The sequence below is a fragment of the Nocardia citri genome (genome assembly GCF_054065835.1).
This window is the reverse complement of the sequence record NZ_JBSUQM010000009.1, coordinates 177,759-201,055: the sequence shown is the minus strand read 5'-3', so window position 1 is coordinate 201,055 and position 23,297 is coordinate 177,759. Positions and strand designations below refer to the sequence as shown.

General features: G+C 67.6%; 1 protein-coding gene (only partly in view). It reads right to left on the bottom strand.

Annotation, left to right across the window (positions count from 1 at the left end):
* A protein-coding gene (locus ACW2Q0_RS16295) for a non-ribosomal peptide synthase/polyketide synthase (RefSeq protein ID WP_457190907.1) crosses the window boundary here: on the bottom strand, positions 1 to 23,297 show its 5' portion. 20,767 nt of this gene lie to the left of the window's left edge; 23,297 of the gene's 44,064 nt are visible here — the first part of the coding sequence; it begins with the start codon at positions 23,295 to 23,297; the stop codon falls past the left edge of the window.

Below are 23,297 nucleotides of genomic sequence, written 5' to 3'. Positions count from 1 at the left end.
AGTCGCAGTGAATCACACCGCGCGGCGGCGGCATCGGCCACGAAGACCGACAGCATGGATGGCACGAAGTGGGTCACGGTGACCCGCTCGGCGGTAATGATCTCGGCGAGGTAGGCCGGATCGCGGTGCCCGTCCGGCCTCGCGATGACCAGGCGCGCACCGATCTGCAACGGCCAGAAGAACTCCCACACCGAAACGTCGAAGGTGGCGGGCGTCTTCTGCAGTACGGCGTCGGCGCCGGTCAGCCCGTAGGCCGACTGCATCCACACCAGACGGTTCACGATCGCGGCATGGCTGACCGCCACACCCTTCGGACGGCCGGTCGAACCCGAGGTGAAGATCACGTACGCGGTATTCGACGGACGCAGCGGCGCACGCCGTTGCGCCTCGGTCACCGGCTCGTCCGACTGCCCGAACAGGTCCAGCAGATCGATGCGCACCTGCGCGGTGTCGATCTTCAGATCGTCATCGGAGGTCAGCACGCACACCGGATCGGCGGTGGCGAGAATGTATTCCGTGCGCTCGGCCGGATGATCCGGATCCAGCGGCACATACGCGCCACCGGCCACGCTCACCGCGTACATGCCGACGACCAGATCGATGGAGCGCCGCATACCGAGGGCCACATACGATCCCGGGCCGACACCACGTTCGATGAGCCAGCGCGCCAGGCGGTAGACCCGGGCGCCGAACTCGCCGTAGGTAAGACTTGTCCCCTCGAAGGTCAGCGCGGTCGCCTCCGGCGTCGCGGCGAGCTGGGCCTCGAACATCGAGACCAGCGTGGCCCCGTGAGCGGAGCCCGCGGAGCGAGCCGACAACACGGCGTCCACGTCGTATGCCGTGTCATTCCAACCGGACACCACGAGCTCGCGCTCGGCGGTATCGAGCAGTTCGATATCACCGACGGCCGCGGCGGGCTCGGCGATGATCGCGGTGAGCACCCGCACCAGGCGGTCGGCGATGCGGCGCACCGTCTGCTCGTCGAACAGGTCGCGCAGGTAGCCCGCGCGAATCCGCAGCTGGGAGTCCAGCTGCGCGATCAGGGTCAGCGGGTAGTGCGTGGCATCGGCGGCCTGCATATCGACCACGGCCATGCCATCGATATCGGCGGCCTGCGCCCGGATGCCCTCGGCATCGACCGGGTAGGACTCGAAGACCACCAGCGTGTCGAACAGGCCGCCGATACCGGCGGCGGACTGGATATCGGCCAGGCCGACGTAGTGGTGATCGAGCAGATCCGCCTGTTCGCCCTGGGTCCGGGTGAGCAGCTGCTGCACCGATTCCGACGGATCGAAGCGCACCCGCACCGGAACGGTGTTGATGAACAGGCCGACCATCGATTCGACACCGGACAGCTGTGCCGGACGGCCGGACACCGTGGTACCGAACAGCACATCATCACGGCTGGTCATCCGGCCGATCAGCACACCCCAGGCGACTTGCAGCACGGTATTCGGCGTGACGCCGAGCGAGGCGGCCAGTGCGGTGAGTCGCGCGGTCGCCTGCTCGTCCAGCTCGAAGAAGTATTCGCCGGACAGCGAAGTGATCTCACGGCTCGCATCCGGGCGGGACAGCAGCGTCGGTTCGCTGACCCCGCGCAGTGCGTCGGTCCACGCGGCCACCGAGGCCGTGTGATCCTGCTGCCTGGTCCATTCGAGGAAGTGCCGGTAGGAGCGCACCGCGGGCAGCACATTGGCATCGGCGTGGGCCGCGTAGAGCACCAGCAGATCCCGCATGAGCAGCGGCATGGACCAGCCGTCGAGCAGGATGTGGTGGTTGGAGACCACGAACTGCCAACGGGCTGTGTCCGATGGGCGGCGGCCGCGGGTCCCTTCGTGGTCACGCTCCGCTACCGCCTCCGGGCCCGTCGCGGCCGCCGCCGAAGCGGTTTGGATCAACATGAAGCGGATGAGCGGCGGCGCGGTCAGATCGAAGCGCTGGGTGCGGTCGGCGGCGATGAGATCGGCGGCCTCGCCGGATTCGATCCGGTCGTGCTCGGCCCAGGCGACCCGGGCGCTGTCCAGGACGACCTGCACCGGATTGCCGTCGCTATCGGTGACGAAGGCGGTGCGCAGGTTCTCGTAGCGGTCCACCAGAGCTTGTGCGGCCGAACGCAATCGGGTCGGATCCACGTGGCCGGTGAGCGTCAGGACGGCCTGCGCGGTGTAGACGTCCACCGAGGTGGCGGCCAGGCGCGCGTGGAACAGCAGACCCGCCTGCAGTGGCGACAGCGGCCAGATATCGGCCAGTGCCGGGAAGCGCTGCTCCCAGTTGTCGATATCGCGCTGTGTCAGTTCCCGCCCCGAGCCGCCCCGCGCCGAGCGCACCAGGGCGAAGTCGGACGGAGTGTGCCCGCCCGCGCCGTTCGAATTGGCGTGCCGGGCAACCGCTTCCAGTGCGGTGGTCCACCATTCGCCGAATTCGCGGACCTGCGCGGCATCGAGCAGGGTGGTCGGGTAGCCGATATTGGCGGTCAGCTTGTCGCCGACCACGATGGCATTGATATCCAGCGGCGCCATCGCGGGCATATCCGCGTCGTAGGCGCCACCGAGCGCACCGAGTTCGGCGGCCGGGATCCAGCCGAAGCCGCGCAGCGCGTCGGGCACATCGCCCTCGGCGACGCGGCCCAGGTAGTTGAAGCTCACCTGGCCGGGCTGTTCGACGGGCAGTTCCGTCGCGGTGGTCGCGTTCAGGTAGCGCAGCAGGCCGTAGCCGATGCCCTTATCCGGCACCGCGAGCAACTGTTCCTTGACGGCCTTGAGGGCCGTGCCGAGGGCCGGGCCACCGGTCAGCGCGGCATCGATATCGATACCGGACAGGTCGAAGCGAACCGGGAAGATCGCGGTGAACCAGCCGACGGTGCGAGACAGATCCGCGCCGGGCACGATGCCCTCTTCGCGGCCGTGGCCTTCCAGGCGAATCAGCAGTGCGTCGTCGGTGCGGGCGGTGCCGCGCTGCGCGCGCCACTTCGCGGTGGCCAGCGCGAGTGCGGTGAGCAGACCGTCGTTGACACCGCCGTGGAACAGCGCGGGCACGGTGGTCAGCAGCGCCTTGGTGACCTCAGCGGACACCTCGACCTGCAACTTCTCGATGGCGCCCGAGGTATCGACCGCCGGATCCAGCGGACGGTCGGTCAGCAGCGGATCCGCCGTGGCGACGACCGAACGCCAGTAGTCGAGTTCGGCCACCCGCTGGGCGCTTTCGGCCTCGCGCCGCAGCGCGTCCGCCCAGGCCCGCATCGAGGTCGCGGGCGCGACGAGCTGCGGTTGCTGACCCGCGGTGAGCTGGCCCCAGGCGGCGACGAAGTCCGGCACCAGGATGCGCCAGGAAACACCGTCGACCACGAGGTGATGCGCGGCCACGATGAGCCGGCCGCCGCGGCTGCCGTCCGACGGTTCCAGCCAGACGAACCGAATCACCACGCCCGCGGCCGGATCGAGTCGATCCAGCGCGGCATCCAGTGCGGCAGAAGCGATGTCAAACAGTCCGGCATCGTCGATATCGGCGGCGAATTCGGTGCGGTCGATCAGCGCGTCCACGTCGACGGTGCCGGGTTCGGCGGTTTCGAGGATCCAGTCCGCGTCCTCGCGGTAGAGCCGCGCCCGCAGCATGTCGTGGCGGTCGATCACCGCGGCAACGGTTTTCGCGATGCCCGCGCGATCGATGCCGACCGGCAACTCGAGTGCCATGCTCTGGTTGAACCGGCCGAACGAGCCCGGCCGCTGCGCCATGAACCGGACCACCGGGGTCAGCGGCATGGTGCCGATGCCACCACCGGGCAGCTCGGCCAGCGCCGCGACGGCGGTTTCGGCGCTGTCGGCGGTTTCGGCGACGGCGGCCAGTCCGGCCACGGTGCGCTGCTCGAAGACATGGCGCGGGGTGAAGACCACACCGCGTGCCTTGGCCCGCGAAACCAGCTGGATCGACACGATGCTGTCGCCGCCGAGTGCGAAGAACGAATCGTCGACACCGACCCGCTCCAGGCCGAGTACCTCGGCGAAGACCTCGGCAATGGTGTGCTCGAGCGGGGTGCGCGGTGCGCGGAAGACCACTTCGGTCGCGAAGACCGGCTCCGGCAGCGCCCTGCGGTCCAGCTTGCCGACCGGGGTCAGCGGAATATGGTCGATCACCATCACCGACGACGGCACCATGTACGCGGGCAGACGCTGTTCGACGTGCGCGCTCAGCTCGGCGATATCGATCGAACGACCTGGTGCCGCAACCACATACGACACCAGCGAGGTGGCACCCATGGCGCCCTTGTGGCCGATCGTGACCGCGAAGTCGACGGTCTCGTGCGCGGCCAGCGCCGCGTCGATCTCACCGAGTTCGATGCGGAAACCGCGCACCTTCACCTGGAAGTCGGAGCGGCCCACATATTCGACCTCGCCGGTGCGGGTCCAGCGGACCACGTCACCGGTGCGGTACATCCGCGCACCCGCGACATGCGGGTTGGCGACAAAGCGCTCGGCGCTCAGTCCGGCGCGGGCGTGATAGCCGCGCGCCAGCTGGATGCCCGATAGATACAGCTCACCCGCGACACCCACCGGTACCGGCCGGAGCTGGGCGTCCAGGATCAGCGACTGCATGCCACGGATCGGCGCACCGATCACCACCGTGTCACCGGCCACCAGCGGATCGCTGATATTGGTCATGATGGTGGTCTCGGTCGGACCGTAACCGTTGTGGAAGTCGCGGACGGCTCCGTTCGCCAGCGGCACCGCCCATTTCGCGACCAGATCCGCCGGAACGGCCTCACCGCCGGCGACCAGTACCCGCAGCGAGTCCAGGCCGCTCGGGTCGAAGGTGGCCAGCGCGGCGGGTGTGATGAACGCGTGGGTGACCCGCTCGGTGCGGATCAGCTCGGACAGCTCCTCACCGCCGTACACGCCGGGCGGCGTCACCACGAGCGCACCACCGGCACCGACCGCGAGCAGCAGTTCGAGAATCGAGGCGTCGAAGCTGGGCGAGGCGAAATGCAGTGCGCGCGAACCGGAATCGAGGTCGTAGCGGACGATCTGCTCGACACTGAAGTTCGCCAGACCGGCATGGGTAACCACGACACCCTTGGGCACACCGGTGGAGCCCGAGGTGTAGATGACATAGGCCGGATGTGCCGGACGCAGCGGGCGGACCCGGTCGGCGTCGGTGATCGGGCCACCGTCGAATCCATCCAGGTCGAGCTCATCGAGCACCAGCCAGCGCACCGAATCCGGCAGACCGTCGCGGACCACCGCGACCGTGAGGCCGACAGGCGAACCGGAATCGGTAACCATATGCGCGATACGCTCGGCCGGGTAGTTCGGGTCGACGGGCACGAATGCCGCACCCGTCTTCGATACCGCCCAGGCGGCCAAGACCGAATCCGCCGACCGCGGCACACCGACCGCGACCAGATCCTCGGTACCGATGCCCTCGGCGATGAGCAAACGCGCCAACCGGTTCGACCGCTCATCGAGGTCGCCATAGGAGACACGTGTCCCCTGAAACACCACGGCGGTCGCCTTCGGATCCATCGCCGCGGCCTCGGCCAGCAGCTCGGGCAGGGTGCGTGCGGGCACGGCGGCCCCACCGGTGCGGGCGATCAACTCGGCCCGCTCCTGCGCGTCGAGCACGTCGATGGCACCCACCGCGACCGTGGGGTCGGCGGCAATGGCTTCGAGCACCCACCGCAGGCGCTGCGCGATCAGCGCCGCGGTCGACTCGTCGAACAGTTCAGTGGCGTAGGTGAGCGCCACAGTCATTCCGGCGGAACCGGTTTCGGACAGCGTGAACTGCAGGTCGAAGCGGGCCACATTCTCGTCGAGGTCCAGTGCGGACACCGAAAGACCCGGCAATTCGAGTGCGGCGCGCTCCAGGTTCTGGAAGGCGAGCATCACCTGGAACAGCGGGTTGCGCGCCTGCGAGCGTTCCGGCGCGAGCAGTTCCACGAGCCGTTCGAACGGCACGTCGGCATTGCCGAAGGCATCCAGATCGGTCGAGCGCACCCGGTCCAGCAGCGCGATGAAGGGTTCGGACTGATCGATGCCGGTGCGTAGCACGAGGGTGTTGACGAACATGCCGACCAGATCGTCGAGCGCCTGCTCACCGCGTCCCGCGATCGGCGAACCGACGGCGATATCGTCGGTGCCCGACAACCGGGCCAGCAGCACCGTGAGCGCACTGTGCATCACCATGAACAGCGACGCGCCACGCTGACGCGCAATAGCTTCCAGCGCCGCGATCAGTTCGGCGGGCAGTTCGGTCTGCAGGGTCGCGCCGCGAAGCGAGGCGATCGCGGGACGCGGCCGGTTGGTGGGCAACGGCAGTTCGTCCGGTACATCGTCGAGTGCGCGCCGCCAGTGCGCCACCTGACGCGCCATCAGCGAGGTCGGATCGTCTTCGGCGCCGAGGACTTCACGCTGCCAGATGGCGAAGTCCGCGTACTGCACCGGCAGCGGCGCCCATCCGGGTGCGGCATCCTGGGCGCGCGCGGTGTAGGCGAGCATCACGTCGCGGGTCAGCGGACCGACAGAGAAACCGTCGGCCGCGATGTGGTGTACCACGACGACGAACACATACTCGTCGGCACCGGCGCAGAAGAGCCTGGTCCGCAGCGGAACCTGTTCGGACACATCGAATCCGGTGGTCACGAATTCGGTCACCACCGCGGTCAGCTCGGCCGGATCGACCGAAACCGGCTGCAGATCGAGCGCGATCGCATCGGCGGGCACGATCACCTGGACCGGGGTGCCACCGTGCTCCGGGTAGCGGGTGCGCAGCGATTCGTGCCTGCGCACCACATCGGCCACCGCGAGTCGCAGCGCCTCGATATCGAGCGCACCGGTCAGCCGGATGGCGACCGGCAAGTTGTAGGCGGCCGATGCGGTGTCGTACTTGTTCAGGAACCACATGCGCTGCTGCGCGAACGACAGCGGCACCAGTTCGTCGGCCTTATGCGGCCGTGCCACCAGCCGGGCGCGCGCGGCGCCGTCGGCATGCGATTCCACCCGCGCCGCGAGCGCCTCCACGGTGGAGGCCTCGAACAGCGCGCGCACCGGGACGGTGGTGCCGAGCGCGGCACCGATCCGGGACACCACCCGGGTCGCGATGAGCGAATTGCCGCCGAGGTCGAAGAAGTCGTCATCGACACCGACCCTGGGCAGGTCGAGCACATCGGCGAAGACCGCGGCGACGGTCTCCTGCACCGGCGTGACCGGGGCGCGGAAGAGCTTGGCCCGCACCGCGGGCGCGGGCAGCGCGCGCCGATCCAGCTTGCCGTTGACGGTCAACGGAATCCACTCGAGACGCACCAGCGCCGCGGGCACCATATAGGACGGAAGTCGTTGCGCCGCACCGCTGCGTACCACGTCGAGATCCGGGATCACCTCGGGTTCGGCGACCACGTAGGCCACGATCCGCTGATCGCCCGGCTGATCCTCGCGCACGATGACCGCGGCTTGGGCAATGCCCGGCTGAGCCAGAATGGCGGATTCGATCTCACCGAGTTCGATGCGGAAGCCGCGCACCTTGACCTGATCGTCGGCGCGGCCGAGGTATTCGAGCTCGCCGAAGCGGTTCCAGCGCGCGAGGTCGCCGGAGCGGTACAGGCGCGTGCCCGCGGCATCCGGCTCGGCGAGCGGATTCGCGACGAACCGAGTGGTGGTCAGGTCGGGGCGGCCGAGGTAGCCGCGGGCCAATTGCGGTCCCGCGACATACATTTCGCCCGCGACGCCGACCGGAACCGGCCGCAGCCGGTTGTCGAGGACGTATACGCGCAGACCGGCGATGGCGCGGCCGACCACACTGCCCGAGGCGGCGGCGATGGTCGCCGCATCGAGCGCGCGGTAGGACACATGCACCGTGGTCTCGGTGATGCCGTACATATTGACCAGCAGCGGAGCGCGGCGCCGATCGGTACCGTCGCCGTGGCGGGCCACCCAATCCGCGAGCCTGCGCAGTTCGAGAGCTTCACCACCGAATACCACATAGCGCAGCGCCAGCGGTTCGGCATCCGGTGCGGCATTGCGATCCGCCTCGGCCAGTTGGTAGAACGCGGACGGCGTCTGGTTGAGCACCGTGACCTGTTCCACCCGCAGCAGTTCCAGGAACTGTTCGGGCGAACGCGAGGTGTAGTAGTCGACGACGACCAGGGTGCCGCCGAACAGCAGCGGACCCCACAACTCCCACACCGAGAAGTCGAAGGCGTAGGAGTGGAACAGCGTCCACACATCGCGGGGGCCGAAGCCGAAGTCGCGATCGGTATTGGCGAACAGCCGGACCACATTCCGGTGCGCGACCGCGACGCCCTTCGGGCGGCCGGTCGAGCCGGAGGTGTAGATCACGTACGCGACGTTGTCCGGGCTGAGCACCGCGAGACGGTCGGCGTCGGTGATCGGGGCGTCGTCGGCGTCCTCGATATTGCCGGTCTCCACCGCGAATCCGTCGAGGACCACGGTCGGCAATTCCTCGGGCACCCGCACCTGGACCGTGGAATCGAGGATCACGCTGGTCGGACGCGAATCCGCGAGCACGTAGGCGATGCGGTCGGCCGGATAGGTCGGATCGACCGGAACGTAACCCGCACCGGTCTTCACCACCGCGAGCAGCGCGACCACCAGATCGAGCGAGCGCGGCAGGATCACCGCGACCAGCGACTCGGGGCCGGCGCCGTCGGCGATCAGCCTGCGCGCCAGCACATTCGCGCGCCGATCCAGCTCCGCGTAGGTCAGCGATTCGATGCCGAATTTGGCCGCGGTATTGTCCGGATGCGCGGCCACCGCCTGCTCGAACAGGTCGACCAGCGTGGTACCCGGCGCATTGAATCGCGCGGCGCCGCGTCGTATCAGGGCGCTGCCGGTGCCCTCCGCGCGCGCGTACGCCTTGCCGAGCGCTGTCTCGACGGCCCCCCGTGCTGCCTGCGGGCCCGTCGCTCGCGCCAGACTGTCGAATCCGGACGATACCCAGCGCTGCGACACATTCAGCCGCTCGGCCTCACCGAGCAGATCGATATCGCCGATGACGATCTCGGGATCCTCGACCACACTCCGCAGAATCCGGACCAGGCGATCGGCGAATGACGCCACGGTCTCCGGATCGAACAGTTCGGTGGCGTAGTTCCACGACATGCCCAGCGCACCGTCGACGGTCGCACCGACGGTCAGCTGCACATCGAATTTGGCGGTGCCCGGATCGAATTCGACCACCGACAGCTCGAGATCCGGCAACGCGACGGTGCCCATATCCGCGGCCGAGGTGGCCTCGAAGGTCAACGCCACTTGGAACAGCGGGTGATGCGCCTGCGACCGAGCGGGACTGATGACATCCACCAGCCGCTCGAACGGCACATCGGCATTGGCGAAGGCCGCGAGATCGGTGCGGCGCACCTGCGCGAGCAGATCGCTGAACGTGTCGCTCGGCTCGACCGCATTGCGCAGTACCAGCGTATTGACGAACATGCCGACCAGGTCGTCGAGCGCGCGTTCACCGCGCCCGGCGATCGGCGTGCCGATCGCGATGTCGGTGCTGTTGGACAGTCGGGCCGCCCAGGTCGCCAGTGCCGCGTGCATGACCATGAACAGCGTGACGCCGCGGGCGCGGGCGAGTTCGGCCAGTGCGGCGTGCAATTCGGCGTCGATCGAGAAGCCGTGGGTGCCACCGGCATTGGAGGCGACCTCGGGGCGCGAGCGGTCGGCGGGCAGTTCGATCTGATCGGGCAGATCGGCCAGCTGCTCGGTCCAGTAGGCGAGCTGCTGTGCCGCGACGGATTCCGGATCGTCCTCGCCGCCGAGCACCGCGCGCTGCCACAGCGCGTAGTCGGCGTACTGGACCTCCAGCGGCGCCCAGGTGGGCACCTCACCGCGGCTGCGCTCGGTGTAGGCCAGCACCACATCACGCAGCAGCGGACGCAGCGAGAAGCCGTCGCCACTGATGTGGTGCATGACCAGCACCGCGACGTGGTTGTCGGCATCGATGCCGAGCAGGTTCGCCCGGAACGGCACCTCGCGGGTCACATCGAAGTGCACGCTCGCCAGCTCGACAATGCGCGCGGGCACCGCGGCGGGGGCGATCGTCTCGGTCGCCAGCTCGAAGCGCACCTCGTCGGTATGCAGGACGTGCTGGTAGCCGGTGCCTTCGACCTCCGGGTAGATGGTGCGCAGCGCCTCGTGCCTGGCCAGCACATCGCCGATAGCGGCGTTCAGCGCGGCGAGGTCGACATCGCCGGTGAGCCGCACGGCGACCGGGATATTGTTGACCGCGGTTCGGTTGTCGAAGCGGTTCAGGAACCACATCCGCTGCTGGGCCAGCGATAGCGGGACCAGCTCGGGGCGCGGCTGCGGGGTCAGCGGTGCCCGGCCGCCGGCACCGGCGGCCGATTCCACCAGCGCCGCCAGTGCCGCGACGTTCGACGCCTCGAACAGCGCGCGCACCGGGATCTGGGTGTCCAGTGCCGCGCCGAGCCGGGCGGCGACCTGGGTGGCGATCAGCGAGTTGCCGCCGAGTTCGAAGAAGTCGTCGTCCAGGCCGATGCCGTGACCGGCGCCGTGCAGTCCGAGTACTTCGGCGAAGGTGCCCGCGACGATTTCCTCCACCGGGGTGGTCGGCGCGCGGAATACCTTGGCCGCGAACGTCGGTGCGGGCAGTGCCTTGCGATCCAGCTTGCCGGAGGCATTGAGCGGGAACTCGTCGAGCACCATGTACGCGGCGGGCACCATGTAGGCGGGCAGCTGCGCACCGAGGGTGTTCTTGACGGTCTCGATATCGATGGCCCGGTCCGGATTCGCGACCAGGTAGGCGACCAGCTGATCGCCGGTCCGCTCATCGGAGTGCACCAGCGCGACCGCCTGCGCCACCGCGTCCTGTGCGGTGAGCGCCGATTCGATCTCACCGAGTTCGATGCGCAGACCGCGCAGCTTCACCTGGAAGTCGGTGCGGCCCAGGTACTCCAGTTCGCCGCGCGCCGTCCAGGTGACGAGGTCACCGGTGCGGTACATGCGCTCGGCCGTACCGAACGGGTTCGCGACGAAACGTTCGGTGGTCAGGTCCGGGCGGCCGACATAGCCGTGCGCGAGCTGCGCGCCCGCCAGATACAGCTCGCCCGGGACACCCGCGGGCACCGGACGCAACCGCGAATCCAACACATACACCTGGGTGTTGAATACCGGCGCACCGATCGGCACCGAGCTGGTATCGGCATCGGTCACCTCGTGGAAGGTGACGTCGACCGCGGCCTCGGTCGGGCCGTAGAGGTTGTGCAGCCGCGCGCCGGTCAGCTGCCGCAGGCGCTGCGCCGCGACGGCGGGCAGCGCCTCACCGGAGGCGAAAACATTACGCAGACTGGTGCATTCGGCCGCACGGTCCTCGGCGACAAAGACCGATAGCATGGACGGCACGAAGTGCACCGTGGTCACTTGCTCGTCGACGATCAGGCGCGCCATATAGGCCGGATCGCGATGACCGTCCGGCTTGGCGACGACCAGGCGGGCACCGACTTGCAACGGCCAGAAGAACTCCCACACCGACACGTCGAAGGTCGCCGGAGTCTTCTGCAGCACTACGTCCTCGGCGGACAGACCGTATTCGGCGTGCATCCACACCAGGCGGTTGACGATCGCGGCGTGCGAGACCGCGACACCCTTGGGACGACCGGTCGAACCCGAGGTGAAGATGACGTACGCGGTGTTGCCCGGACGCAGTGGGCGATGGCGGTCCGCGTCGGTCAACGGTTCGTCCGAGAACTCGGACAGGTCGAGTTCATCCAGGCGGACCTGGGGTGAGGCCGTGGTCTCCAGATCGGTGCCCGTGGTCAGCACGCAGACCGGTCGCGCGGTGTCCAGGATGTAATCGATGCGCTCGGCCGGATGATCCGGATCCAGCGGCACATACGCACCACCGGCGGCATTGATCGCGTACATGCCGACGACCAGCTCGATCGAACGCCGCATACCGAGGGCCACATACGATTCCGGACCGACGCCGTTCTGTTTGAGCCAGCGTGCCAACCGGTGCACCCAGGCGGCGAACTCGGCATAGGACAGACTTGTCCCCTCGTAGCTGACCGCGACCGCGTCCGGCGTGCGCACCGCCTGCGCCTCGAACAGCGAAACCAGCGTCGCGGCCGCATCGCCGACCGGCGAGGTCAGCGCCGCGTCCACCGGGAATTCGGTGTCGTTCCACCGGTAGAGCACCTGGGTCCGCTCGGCGTCATCGAGCAGGTCGATATCGCCTACCGCGATCGCCGGTGTGGCGGTGATACCGCGCAGCACCCGGACGAAGCGCTCGGCGAAGACGTTCGCGAATTGGTCATCGAAAAGGTCGGTGGCATAGACGAGTTCGGCGGCCATCTCGGATTCGGCACCCTCGCTCAGCGTGAGCTGCAGGTCGACCTTGGCCGTCGGCGGATCGATACCGAGTTCGGATACCGCGAGTCCGGGCAGCTCCAGCGAGGTGCGTCCGAGGTTCTGGAACGACAGCATCACCTGGAACAGCGGATGCCGCGCCTGCGAGCGGGCCGGGTTGAGCACCTCGACCAGCCGCTCGAACGGCACGTCGGCGTGCGCGAAGGCCTGAAGGTCGCGTTCGCGCACCTGGGCGAGCAGATCGGCGAACGATTCGGTCGGCTCGACCTGGGTGCGCAGCACTAGGGTGTTGACGAACATGCCGACCAGGTCGTCGAGGACCTGTTCACCACGACCGGCCACCGGGATGCCGATGGCGATGTCATCGGAACCGCTCAGCCGCGCGAGCAGGGTCGCGAATGCGCTGTGCACCACCATGAACAGCGTGGTGTTGTGCTCGTGCGCGACGCGGTTCAGCGCCTCGACGAGAGCGCCGGGCAGCTGGAATCGGTGCGTGCTCGCCGTATACGACGCAACGGCCGGCCGCGGCTTGGGCGAGAGGCGCAGTTCCTCGGGCAGTCCGGCCAGGGTTTCGCGCCAGTAGCCGAGTTGTTCGGAGATCAGCGAGGTCGGATCGTCCTCCGAGCCGAGCGTATCGCGCTGCCACAGTGCGTAATCCACGTACTGCACCGCCAGCGGCGGCCAGACCGGGATGGTTTCCGAACTGCGCGCGATATAGGCCGACATCAGATCGCGGACCAGCGGACGCATCGAGAAGCCGTCCGCCGCAATGTGATGCACGACGACCGTGAGCACGTGGTTCTGGGTGTTGTCGCGCCACTTCGCGCTGCTCAGTGGCGCACGCTCGACCTGGTAGAGCCGAGTCCGAACCGGAGATTCGGCCGTGATATCGAAACCGCGGCCGATGAATTCGTAGAGGGCACTGCCCAATTCGCTCTCGGCGACCGGGACGATCTCCAGTTCCGGAATCGCCTGCGCGGCCGGGAGCACCTGCTGGTAGGCCACGCCCTCGTGGGACGGGTAGATCGTGCGCAGCGATTCGTGGCGGGCGATCACATCGGCGATGGCACCGCGCAGCGCGGGCAGATCCAGATGCCCGTGCAGCCGCACCGCCGCCGGAATATTGTCGGCGGCCGAATCGGCGTCGAAGCGGTTGAGGAACCACATCCGCTGCTGGGCCAGGGACAGCGGCGGGTACTCCGGCCGCGACCGCACGGTCAGCGCCTGGCGGCCACCGGCCCCGGCCTTGGCCTCCATGCGCGCGGCGAGCGCGGCGACGGTCGGCGCCTCGAACAGCATCCGCACCGGCACCTGGGTATCGAGCGCGGCGCCGAGGCGCGCGACCACCTGGGTGGCGATCAGCGAGTTACCACCGAGATCGAAGAAGTTGTCATCGATGCCGATGCGGTCCTGGCTCAGCACCTCGCTGAAAATGTCGACGACGATCTCTTCGATCGGGGTCGACGGCGCACGGAATTCCCTGGCCTCGAAGACCGGCTCAGGCAACGCACGCCGATCCAGCTTCCCGTTCGGGTTCAACGGCATCGCATCCAGCACCACGATCGCCGCCGGAACCATGTACGACGGCAGCTGCGCGCTCAGGTGCGCACGCAGCTCGTCCAGATCGACCGTACCGCCGTTGACGGGCACTACATAGGCGACCAGCTGATCGCCGGTCCGGGCATCCGAGCGCACCAGCGCCACCGCCTGCGCCACCGAATCATGCCCGGTCAGCGCGGTTTCGATCTCACCGAGCTCGACACGCAGACCACGCAACTTGACCTGGAAATCGGTGCGCCCGAGGTACACGATCGCACCGTCAGCGGCCCGGGTCACCAGGTCACCGGTGCGGTACATGCGAGCACCCGACACACCGAACGGGTTGGCCACGAAACGATCCGCGCTCAAATCAGCCCGACCGACATAGCCACGCGCCAACTGCGCACCGGCCAAATACAACTCACCCGCCACACCCGCCGCGACCGGATGCAGTCGGGCATCCAGCACATACGCCTGCGAATTCCAGACCGGCAGACCGATCGGCACCGCACCGACCAGCCCCTGCGCCACCGGACCGTGCGTCGCGTGCACCGTGAATTCGGTCGGGCCGTACAGGTTGTAGAGCTCGGCGGAGCTGACATTGCGAATCGCGGTGACAGCGTCACCGGTGAAGGCCTCACCGGCGATCAGCAAGGCGCGCAGCGATTCCAGCGCCGCAGTACCGGCGGCAGCCACACTGCCCGCGAAGACGGTCAGCATCGAGGGCACGAACGAGGTCATCGTGACCCGCTCGGCCGCAATGACTTCCGCCAGGTACTGCGGATCGCGATGACCGTCCGGGCTCGCGACCACAATCCGACCACCAGTACTCAACGGGCCGAACAACTCCCACACCGACACATCGAAGGTCGCCGGGGTCTTGAACAACACCACATCATCGACACCGATGCCGTATTCACCAGTGATCCAACGGATCTGGTTGACCACGGCCGCATGCGGCACCGCCACACCCTTCGGCCGACCGGTCGAACCCGAAGTAAAGATCACATACGCGGTGTGCTCCGACCGCAGCGGCGCGGGGCGCTCCTCATCGGTTACCAGTGCAGCCGAATACTCGGACAGCTCGAGCTCATCGATGACGAAGGTGGGCAGACCGGCGCCATCGAAGTTGTCCCGCGAGGTCGTCAGCACACAGACCGGTGCCGCGGACTCGAGCACATAGCTGATCCGCTCGGTCGGCTGATCCAGGTCCAACGGCACATAACCGCCACCCGCCGCCAGCACCGCGTACGCCGCGACCACCAGGTCGACCGAGCGCCGCAAACCAAGGGCAACAAGCCTTTCCGGACCGACACCGGCCTCGACCAACCGCCGCGCCAACCGGTGCACCCGGGCACCGAATTCGGCGTAGGTGAGCGAGGTTCCGGTCGCCGGATCCACGATCGCGACCGCATCCGGCGTGGCGGCGAGTTGCGCGGCGAATTCGCCCACCAAGGTGAGCCCGCCGCTGTGGTGAATACCGGAACGACGCGGGGTGCGGCCGGGCTGCCGGCGCGGCAGCAGGTCGTGCTCGGTGTCGTTCCAGCCGATCACCGCGAGCGCGGCTTCCTGATCGTCGAGCAGCTGGATGTCGCCGACCGGTACGGTCGGATCGGCGATGATGGCCGCCAGGATCCGGTCGAGGCGCCGCGCGAAGGCCGCTACCGTGTCCTCGTCGAAAAGATCGAGGGCGTAGGAGATTTCGGCCGACATACCGGCGGCCTCGCCCGATTCCTGGGTCTCCTGCAGGGTCAGCTGCAGATCGAATTTGGCCAGTCGCGCATCGTAATCGATGCCGTTGACCGACAGTCCGGGCAATTCGAGGTTGGCCTGCTTGATGTTCTGGAACGCCAGCATCACCTGGAACAGCGGATTGCGGGCCTGCGAACGGGCTGGGTTGAGGATTTCGACCAGACGCTCGAACGGCAGATCCGAATGCGCGAACGCCTGCAGGTCGGTTTCCCTGGCCTGGGCGAGCAGATCGGCGAAACTCGCCGAACCCGCGACATCGGTGCGCAGGACGAGGGTATTGACGAACATGCCGATCAGGTCGTCCAGCGCGGCCTCACCGCGACCGGCGGCCGGGGTACCGATAGCGATATCGCTGGTACCGCTGACCCGCGCCAGCAGCACGGCGAGCGCGCTGTGCATGACCATGAACAGCGACGCATTGTGCTTGCGCCCCAGATCGATCAGCGCGCGCTGGGTCTCGGCGGAGATCACGAACGCGTAGGTGCCACCACGGTAGGAGGCGATCGCCGGACGCGGGCGGTCCGACGGCAGCACCAGCTCGTCGGGCAGATCGGCGAGTTCCTCGGTCCAGTACCGGATCTGGCTGGAGATCAGCGATTCCGGATCCCCCTCGGAGCCGAGCACCTCGCGCTGCCACAGCGCGTAGTCCGCGTACTGCACCGGCAGCGCGGACCAGGCGGGCGACTCCCATGAGGTGCGCGCCGCGTACGCCACCATGACATCGCGCGCCAGCGGCCCCATCGACCAACCGTCGGCCGAAATGTGGTGCACCACCATGCCGAGCACGAATTCGGACTCGCTGATCTCGAAAAGCCTTGCGTGCAACGGCACTTCGTCGGTGACGTCGAAGGCCATGGAGGCCAGGTCGATCAGATGGTCGACCAGGGTCTCCTCGGTGACCCGGTAGGGGGTCAGGTCGGGCACGATCTGCGCCGCGTCGAGCACGACCTGTACCGGACCGTTCTTGGTCTCCGGGAAGACGGTGCGCAGCGATTCGTGCCGGTCGATGACATCGATCACCGCGACCTGCAGTGCGGCGACATCGAGATCACCGGAAAGCCGGATCGCGACCGGAATGTTGTTGACCGCTGATGCGGTATCGAAGCGGTTGAGGAACCACATCCGCTGCTGTGCGAGCGAGAGCGGCACCGCCTCCGGGCGCTGCCTGGCGACCAGCGCATTGCGGGCACCGGCGCCGGCATGCGATTCCACCCGGGCCGCCAGCGCGGCCACCGTGGACGCCTCGAACAGCATCCGCACCGGCACCCGGGTATCGAGTGCGGTGCCGATGCGCGAAGCGACCTGGGTGGCGATCAGCGAGTTGCCGCCGAGGTCGAAGAAGTCGTCGTCCACGCCGACGCGGGGCAGGTCGAGCACCTCGCCGAAGATCTGGGCGACGATCTCCTCGATGGGCGTACTCGGCGCACGGAAGGTGTGGACCTCGAAGACCGGCTTGGGCAGGGCGCGCCGATCGAGCTTGCCGTTCGCATTGAGCGGCATGGCGTCGAGCATCACGAAGGCCGCGGGCACCATGTAGGTGGGCACCATGGCCGCCAGATGCGTACGCAACGCGGAATCGAATCCCGCATCCGGCTCGGCCTCGGTCGGCACCACATAGGCGACCAACTGGTCGCCGAGCCGGTTGTCGGAACGAACCAGTGCGACCGCCTGCGCCACCAGAGGATGGGCGCGCAGCGCGGATTCGATCTCGCCGAGCTCGATCCGGACGCCGCGCAGTTTCACCTGGAAGTCGGTACGACCGGTGTAGACGATCTGTCCCGCGGCATCGCGGGTCACCAGGTCACCGGTGCGGTACATGCGAGAACCGCTGGGGCCGAACGGATTCGCGACGAAGCGGTCGGCCGTCATATCCGGGCGAGTGAGATAGCCACGCGCCAGCTGGGGACCCGACAGATACAGTTCACCCGCGACACCCGGCGGCACCGGGTGCAGCCGCGCGTCGAGCACATAGGCCTGGGTATTCCAGACCGGCGCGCCGATCGGCGCCGCACCGCGCACCACCTCGCCGACGACCGCATGGGTGGCGTTGACGGTGAATTCCGTTGGGCCGTACAGGTTGATCAGTGTGATATCGGGGCGACCGAGCTTGCGCAACGCCTCCACTGCCTCACCGGAGAACGCCTCACCACCGACCAGCAGCATGCGCACCGAGCCGAGTGCCGCCGGATCGACGGTACCGGCGAATACGGTCAGCAGCGACGGCACGAACGAGGTGATGGTGACCTGTTCGGCGGCGATGACTTCGGTCAGGTATTGGGTGTCGCGGTAGCCGTCGTGGGTGGCGATCACGGTGCGGCCACCGGTCAGCAAGGGCGCCAACGGCTCCCACACCGACGCGTCGAAGGTGGCCGGTGTCTTGTACAGCGCGATGTCGTCGGCGCCGATGCCGAATTCGCTGATGAGCCAGCGCATCTGGTGCACCAGCGCGGCATGCGATACCCCGACGCCCTTCGGGCGGCCGGTGGAGCCCGAGGTGAAGATCGCGTACGCCAGATGGTCCGGACGCAACGGCGAGATGCGCTCGGCATCGGTCACCGGGGCATCGGAGATATCGGACAGCTCGAGCTCGTCGACGACCACTGTCGGCAGCTGTGGCGGTGCGAACCGATCCCGGGAGGTGGTCAGCACATAGGCCGGCGCCGCGGTATCGACTACATGGGCGATGCGCTCGGCGGGCTGGTCGAGATCGAGCGGTACATAGGTACCGCCGGCTTCGAGCACCGCGTGGATCGCGATCATCAGTTCGAGCGAGCGTCGCATACCGAGCGCGACCGGGACATCCGGACCGACACCCGCCTGGATCAGCCAGCGGGCCAGGGTGTGCACCCGGGACCCGAACTCCGCGTACGTCAGCGACGCACCCACGGCCGGGGTGAAGCTGTCGACGGATCGGTCGACCACGGCGATCGCATCCGGCGTCGCGGCCACCTGGCGGGTGAACAGATCGCTGACCGTGCCCGCCGTCTCGAGCTCGCGTGGCGCACCGTGCCAGCCGTCGCGGGCCAGCTCGACCTCGCGTTCGTCGAGCAGATCGATATCGCCGACGATCGCCGCCGGATCGGCGGTGACCCCGCGCAGAATCCGCACCAGCCGATCGGCGAACGACGACACCGTCGCCTCGTCGAACAGGTCGGTGGCATAGGAAATGACAACTGAGACGCCCGCGGGCGCACCCTGGCTGTCGCGCTGTTCGGTCAGCGTCCAGAGCAGATCGAATTTGGCGATGTGAACTTCGAGTTCGGCCGCCGATACCGACAGTCCGGGCAGTTCCAGCGTGCCGTGTGACATCTCCTGGAACGACAGCATCACCTGGAACAGCGGATGCCGCGCCTGCGATCGGGCCGGGTTGACCACCTCGACGATCCGCTCGAACGGAACATCGCTGTATGCGAACGCCGCGAGGTCGACTTCCCTGGTGCGCGCGAGGAATTCGGTGAAGGACCGGCTCGGCTCGACCTCCGAGCGCAGCACGAGCGTATTGACGAACATGCCGATCAGGTCGTCGAGGGCCTGTTCGCCACGGCCGGCGATCGGGGTACCGATGGCGATATCGGTGGTACCGGACAGCCGGGCCAGCAGCAGTGCCAGCGCGGCATGCAGCACCATGAAGGGAGTGGCGCCCTCGGCGCGGGCCAGTGCGGTCAGCCGGGTGTGTAGTTCGGTATCGATCTCGAAACCGAACTGCGCGCCGCGGAAGCTCTGCACCGGCGGACGCTGCCGGTCGGTGGGCAGATCCAGCTGATCCGGCAGTCCGGCCAGCGCGTCGCGCCAGTAGGCGATCTCGCGGGCGGCCATGGAGGCGGAATCGCTTTCGGCGCCGAGCAATTCGCGCTGCCACAGGGTGTAATCGCGGTACTGCACCGGCAGAGGTGCCCAGGCGGGCGCTGCCCCGGCCGCGCGCGCCAGATACGCGGTGGTGACATCGCGCGCGAGCGGCCCGAACGAGAAACCGTCCGCCGCGATGTGGTGCACGACGAAGGCGAGCGCGTACTCGGGTGTGTCATCGGAGGACGCACCGATGATCTGATACAGACGCACCCGAATGGGCAGTTCGGTGGAGACATCGAACCCCGCGGAAGCGAATTCGGTGAGCACCTCGACCAGTTCGGACGCCGCGAGCGGCTGCACGGTGACACCGAGGTCGACCGCATCGATCGGCAGCACCTGCTGGTAGGCGCCATCGCCCGAGTTGGGGAAGACGGTGCGCAGAGATTCCTGGCGGTTCAGTACATCGGTGAGCGCGGACTGTATCGCGTCGAAATCGACGTGGCCGCCCAAGCGCACCACGAACGGCAGGTTATAAGTCGGCACCGTGGAGTCGAATTGGTTGATGAACCACATCCGCTGCTGTGCCAGCGACAGCGGCACCCGCTCGGGCAGTTGCTGGGCAACCAGGGCCGGGCGCGGGCGCTCGGTCGGCGGCGCTGCTTCGGCGCGGACGGCCAGACCGGCCACGGTCGGGGTCTCGAACAGCGCGCGCACCCCGATTCGGGTACCGAATGCCGCGCTGATCCGGGCCACCACCTGGGTGGCGACCAACGAGTTGCCGCCCAGATCGAAGAAGTTGTCATCGATGCCGATGCGTTCCTGGCTGAGCACATCGGCGAAGATCGCCGCGACGATCTGCTCGGCCGGGGTGCGCGGAGCCCGGAATCCGGCCGCGTCCACGCTGAATACCGGCTCCGGCAGTGCCTTTCGATCCAGCTTGCCGGAGGTGTTGAGCGGGAAGGCATCCAGCACCATGATCGCCGCGGGCACCATGTAGCTCGGCAGCTTTTCCGCGACGAATCGGGTGAGTTCGATCACGTCCACGGAGCTTGCGGAGTGGCCGTTCGACGCAGCGATCGATTGTCCCGGCGCGGGCACGACATAGGCGACCAACTGCTGACCGGTGGCGGTGTCGACCACGAGCACCACGGCCTGGCTGAGCGCGGGATGGGCGAGCAGATCGGTTTCGATCTCGCCGAGTTCGATGCGCTGACCGCGGAATTTCACCTGGAAGTCGGTGCGGCCGATGTATTCCAGGGTGCCCGCGGCATTCCAGCGCACCAGGTCACCGGTGCGATACATGCGCTCGCCATGGACACCGAACGGGTTGGCGACGAACCGATCCGAGGTCAGATCGGGACGGCCGCGATAACCGCGCGCCAGCTGACGCCCACCCAGATACAGCTCTCCCGGTGCGCCGACGGCCGCCGGGCGCAGCCGCGAATCGAGCACGTAGACCTGGACATTCCACTCCGGAATGCCGATCGGCACCGTCACGGTGTCGGCAGCGGTGGCCTCCCAGTACGTGACCGAGACCGCGGCCTCGGTGGGGCCGTAGAGGTTGTGCAGACCAGCGTTCGTTATCGCGCGGAAACCGGCCGCTGTCTCCGGGGGTAGTGCTTCACCGATCACGAAAACCGCACGCAGCGTCGCACATTGGGCGGCGGTGGCATGGGTGACGAAGACCGTCAGCATGGACGGCACGAAGTCGGTGACGGTGACCCCGTGCCGCTCGATCATCTCGGCGACGTACAGCGGATCGCGGTGCCCGTCCGGGGTCGCGACAACAAGTTTCGCGCCGACCAGCAACGGCAGGAAGTAGCCCCACAGTGATACGTCGAAGGTGGTCGCGGTCTTCTGCAGGTACACATCCTCGGCGGTGAGGCGGTACTCGTCCAGCATCCACAGCTGCTGGTTGACGATCGCACGATGGGTTACCGCAACGCCTTTCGGGCGTCCGGTCGACCCCGAGGTGTAGATCACATAGGCGGTATTGTCCGGCCGCAGCGGTGCGCGCCGCTGCGAATCCGTCACCGGCGCGGCGTCGTACCCCGAAACGTCGAGGGTGTCGATTTCGACCCGGCGCACCGATTCCGGCAGCTCGAGGCCGTCATCGGAGACCGTCAGCACACAGACCGGTGCCGCGGACTCGAGGATGTAGGCGGTGCGCTCGGCCGGATGATCCGGATCGATCGGCACATACGCACCACCGGCCTTCAGCACCGCGTGCATGCCGATGACCAGCTCCAGCGAACGTCGCATACCGAGTGCGACCAGCGATTCCGGGCCGACACCGTCGGCGATCAGGAACCGGGCGAGGCGATTGACCCGCGCGGCGAATTCGGCGTAGGTAACCTGCGCGCCCTCGAAATCCAGGGCGATATTGTCCGGAGTCAGCTGAATCTGGGCATCCAGCAGGGCCGCCAGGGTGGTTTCCGGGACGTCCTGCTCGGAATCGTTCCACTCCAGCAGTGTCAGTTCGCGCTCGTCCTCGGTGGTGGTGGGCAGCTCCCACACCACGGCGTCGGCATCGGCGGCCAGGAACCGGTCGAAGAATTCGAGGAATCGCGAATGATGCTGTGCGGCTTCGGTTTCGGTGTAGAGGTTCGGGTTGGTCTCGAAGTCGATATGCGATCGAGTGCCGCCGACCGACTGATAGAAGTTGACACCGAGGTCCTCGATGCTGCCGGTGGACAGCACGTTGAATTGGCTGTGGGACTCGCCGAGCACGACCTCGTTGTGGAACAACATGATGTTGACCCACGGACCGAAGAATTCCGCGCCGACACCGGTTCCGGCGTTGGCGCCGCCCGCACTATCGCGCCGGATGTCCTCGTGGCGGTAGCGCTGATGGCGCAGCGCGCCCGATACTTCGACGGTCACCGAGCGCAGCAGTTCGGCGACGGTGGTGTCATAGTCGACGCGCAGCCGTAGCGGCACGATATTCGAGGTCACACCACCGGAGCGGCGCATCGCCGCGGTGGTGCGCGCGGTCACCGGCAGGCTCAGGATCACCTCTTGCGCACCGGTCCACTGAGCCAGATACGCGGCGAACCCGGCGATCAGCAGACCGGCGGGGGAATTGTCGTGGCGGGTGACGGCGTCGGCGAGCAGCGTCTCCTGCTCGGTGGACAATGCCGCACTCGATACCCCGTTGAGCGGCGCCGGCGGCGCGGACCGTCCGACCAGGCTGGTTCCGTCCTCCAAACCGGCGACCCGCTGCGCCCAGTGCTCCTTATCGGACTGGAAGCGGGTGCTGTCGCGGTAGGCCAGCTCGGATTCGTACAGGGAGCGCAGATCGACAGCCTTGTACGCCGGCGGCTCGGTGCCGTTCAGCAGCGCGGTGTAGTTATCGGCGATCCGCTTGGTGAAGGTCATCGCGCCGAAGCCGTCGAGCACGATGTGATGCACCCGCGAGTACCAGTACCAGTGCCGGTCCGCGAGGTGCAGGACCGCACTCACCAACAGGCGGTCGTTGACCATGTCCAGCGGACGGCTGTACTCGGCGCGCATCCACGCCGCGGCCGCGGCCGCGGGGTCGTCCTCGCCGCGCAGATCGACGTAGCCGATATCGTCGGAATCGGGGATCGAGTAGTCGACGTACTGCAGCGGCTCACCGTCGCGTTCGACGATCCGCAGGAAGCCCGAGCCCAACTCGCGCGAGGCGATGATGCTGGCTTCCAGCAGCACGGCCCGATCGATATCACCGTGGACGGCTACGTACTGCGCGATATTGATCGGAACCTGCGGATCGACATGCTGCGCGTACCAGATGCCCAGCTGTGCCGGCGACAGCGGAAAGTACTCCGCAGCGTCCTGCGTCGCGTCCGCCCGTGTGCCACCAGTTTCGCCGTTTCCGCCGAAATCCAGCCGGTCCAA